Source organism: Paraburkholderia kururiensis JCM 10599 = LMG 19447 (genome assembly GCF_003986935.1).
Taxonomy (GTDB): Bacteria; Pseudomonadota; Gammaproteobacteria; order Burkholderiales; family Burkholderiaceae; genus Paraburkholderia; species Paraburkholderia kururiensis.
In genome coordinates this window covers 1-3355 of sequence record NZ_RJZE01000071.1, presented here as the reverse complement: position 1 = coordinate 3355, position 3355 = coordinate 1, and the positions used below count along the sequence as shown (strand labels likewise).

Below are 3355 nucleotides of genomic sequence, written 5' to 3'. Positions count from 1 at the left end.
TCTTCATTTGGAAACCTCCTGCGCGAGCTGTCGGGTTCGACGTACCACTGTACAGCCAGCTGCAAATGCTCTCTGTTATTGGGCTTTCACCGACCCGTTACCGGGGGGAGGCGTCCATACCATCTAATACGGTCTAGTCGAATCTGATCAAGTAAAGTTCGCGCTTCTGGCCTTTTAGCCATGCAGGTGGGCGACCACGCCCGCTCCAGGTTGCACCTGTTTGAGGGTTACGATATTTTGGTTGCTGCATGCGTAGCGAATTCAAAATTGGGGAGTCCCGGCTATCAAAAACGTCTTTGACTGTTAGGCCATATGCATGAATAGTGGCGCGGATTTCGCTTATAACAGCATCCAGTTCTGCGAGTCGTGCCGCTTCCGCCTCTTGTTGAAGCGCTTCGAGTTTCGCCTTAAGCTCGAGATATGTTGTCATGCAACACCTCCTGAATATTGGCAAGCACATCCCCTATGGGACTTATTGCAGCAATGGGGCCTTTCTCGATGTGCAGGTATACGCACCCAGCATTATCGTCGCTACGGTACTAATATATACGATACGTTGTCATCGACCCATTGGGAAGCGGCCTGAACGACTGCGTCGAGAATTTCCTTTTCGAATCGAAATTCGTCCATTCCGACGATACAACAAACCAAACAAGCCAATTATAATTTAATGTGCTCGAATGGCCGTATATAAAGAATTTACGCGGAAAAATCGTACCCGTAGCATTCGTTTATTTCCGGGCGCGACTAGCGATTGGCCACCATTGTGTTCCGAGATTGATATCACCGCACTGTCGAATGAGTTGATCGGGAGGGAAAATGGAAAATAGTAAATGCTTGGTGCGTCGAATCGACTGCCCGCACACGGTAGAACGGGAGACCACACCATTCCAGGCTAAAGATATCCGCGCCTTGTCACTCGAGAATCATCTGGCATTGGCGGCGATGCGTTTCGGCCACGGTAACCAGGATCACCTCAGCCGCTTGACGCGAACCGTGCATCTGGCATTTTTCCTGCAAAACATGATGCGGCCCAACGAAGACATCGAACCATACCGGCGCGCCGAAGCCGCCCTCAATGCTTGCGCTGCACGCGTAGAGCGCGGCGCTCGTTGCTTGCTTCTCGATAGGGAACTTATGCTAATCGATCATATCTTGGCCGTTCATGATGAGCAGCTCGCCGCAACGACAAGGTGCCAATGTTTGGCCGCATGGGAGCGCCTGCAGAGTCACATCGCGGCGAGTCAGAGCTGACACTCGGGTAAGTCGGGCGACGAATGCAGTTTCCTAAGCCGCGTCGATCTCTCCCGTGCTGCTCTTGCTGTCAATTCCAATTGCGCGCAATACCGACTGCAGCACCGAAATTCCCGCGCGTGTCCGCCGACCCCACGAGTTTGCTTGCCCACCGCCCACCTCCCGATGATATAGCGGAAAAGCCCACCGCTATCGCGCTCTGTGCGTGGTAAGTGCCGGCGGCTACGCCCATGGTGGCTTGCCCGGGGCGGTATGCCTGCGGAATACCTGCCATAGCCATGGCAGCAGCAGTCCCGCCGTACATATCCTTTCGAAGAGTCGACATGTCACTGCGTAGCACGCCAATTGAGTTCGAGAGGCTCCCAGTCACTGCTTGCAGTTGGGACACGTTGACGGCGTCTGTCGGCGCGCTCCCAGGAGCCACGTTAGTAATCTTTCGCTCGGCTCCTGCATTGCCCATCGAAACTTCACCCACAGAATGAGATTGCTCAACAGCGTAGCCACTGTAATTCGCTTGCGCGCCTGTATTGGCCTCAGAGCCAGCGCCAATCGCGACAGAATTGTCGGCATGGGCTGCGGCACCGGCGCCGATCGCCATCGACTTTGTGTGGCTCGCGGTGGCGCGGTAGCCAATTGCGGCGCTGTCTTTTCCTGACGCCGCAGCGAATGTGCCGTGCGCGATGCTGTGATCGCCGGTGGCACGCGCCGAAGTGCCGTTGACTGCAGCCTCATTACCGGATGCAAGAGCATTTGCACCATGAGCAATACTACCCGATCCGCTAGCGTCAGCACCGTAGCCGAGAGCCGTACTTCGGCCACCTGCCGCCATAGAGGCAACGCCGTACGAAGAACTCTGAACTCCGGTGGCTCGGGACATCGAGCCGGCGGTTGTGCTTTCCGGACCAGTTGCGACTGCGGAGAATCCTTGCGCCGTGCTGCCGATGCCGCTGGCTTGGGCACCCGGGCCAGTCGCTATGCTCCCCGCCCCGGATGCGACCGAATCGACGCCGGTCGCTGTACTGGACTCGCCTGTAGCTCGTGCGCCCGCCCCGGTGGCCGTGCTTTTGCTGCCGGACGCGATTGATGTTGAACCGTTCGCAGTACCGCGCATACCGCTACTACTCGCCGCATAACCATTTGCCGTGCTCTGATCGCCGGTGGCGTTGGATTCAGCGCCGGTTGCTGTAGCGCGAGAGCCCGTGGCGAGCGAGAAAGCACCATTGGTCGTGCTCTTTAAACCACCCCCAACTGATCCAAAGCCCGTTACCGTCGACTCGTCACCGGCAGCATTCGCTGCGGCACCTATTACGGTAGCGTGATAACCGTCTGTGAATGCGTTGCTACCGACAACGGTTGAACCAACCGATCCTGGAGCGGCTTGTGCTCCTTGGCCAATTGCAGTGCCGTTGGCGGAAAACGAACGGGTAAGCGTTCCGATTGCGACAGAGTTATCTCCCCCAGCCCACGCACCAGGCGCAATGGCAAGCGAACCTCCTCCGGCAGCGGTACCGCCGTCCACTCCACCCGCATGAGCGTTGTGGACCGAGTGCACGCAGAGCAAGGTTGAAAACATGCTAAAAACTATATGCTTGATATGAAACTTCGTATTCGTTCTTGAAATATTAAAATACATCGAGTATGCGCGGCAAAATTTGCACCTAGTGCTCAAATCATTAGAATTTAGACTCGCGTAGCTCATAATCCGCTTTCCAAAAGTCATATTAATCATGAGTTTGAAATATATGATTGCTGGTGATTTCGAGAACTTGAACCAAGATCGAGCGCCAATTGTGCGCTCGCGTGTTGATGTTAAATACGGGCGAAAACCCAAATTGGCATAAGCATATGCCGAATACTTATCGGGTATGCGGCTTAGAGTGGCTTATGTGGACGCCTCCCGGATAGCAAGCTGGGGTTGCACTTTGGTCTACAGGTAAGGCAGCACGCTTATGTCCGCCGTCATTGCAGGCTGGTTGGATTTGCCCCCGTACTTCCGGACACCGTCTCACACTAAGGTTGATGAATCGGTCCTACGTCGGAACTCGCGTGGCGAGCGGTATTTCAGCGCGCTGTGCGGGTGCTTCTCGTTGTAATGCTCGAA

At 55.4% G+C, this 3355-nt stretch carries 3 protein-coding genes; 1 reads left to right on the top strand and 2 read right to left on the bottom strand.

From position 1 onward, the window contains the following. Nucleotides 1-133: 133 nt before the first annotated feature. Nucleotides 134-430 (bottom strand): H-NS histone family protein, encoded by a 297-nt coding sequence (locus PKKP23_RS33125; protein WP_126880047.1) that lies wholly within the window; start codon nt 428-430, stop codon nt 134-136. Nucleotides 431-819: 389 nt separating this feature from the next. On the opposite strand from PKKP23_RS33125, the gene PKKP23_RS33120 reads away from it, so the two are divergent. After that, nucleotides 820-1254 (top strand): hypothetical protein, encoded by a 435-nt coding sequence (locus PKKP23_RS33120; protein WP_240659275.1) that lies wholly within the window; start codon nt 820-822, stop codon nt 1252-1254. 70 nt (nt 1255-1324) lie between these two features. Here the strand turns inward: PKKP23_RS33120 and PKKP23_RS35055 are convergent, their stop codons facing one another. Further along, a complete protein-coding gene (locus tag PKKP23_RS35055) occupies nt 1325-2827 on the bottom strand; it encodes a YadA family autotransporter adhesin (RefSeq protein WP_420873272.1) in 1503 nt (500 codons plus the stop codon). Nucleotides 2828-3355: the final 528 nt, after the last annotated feature.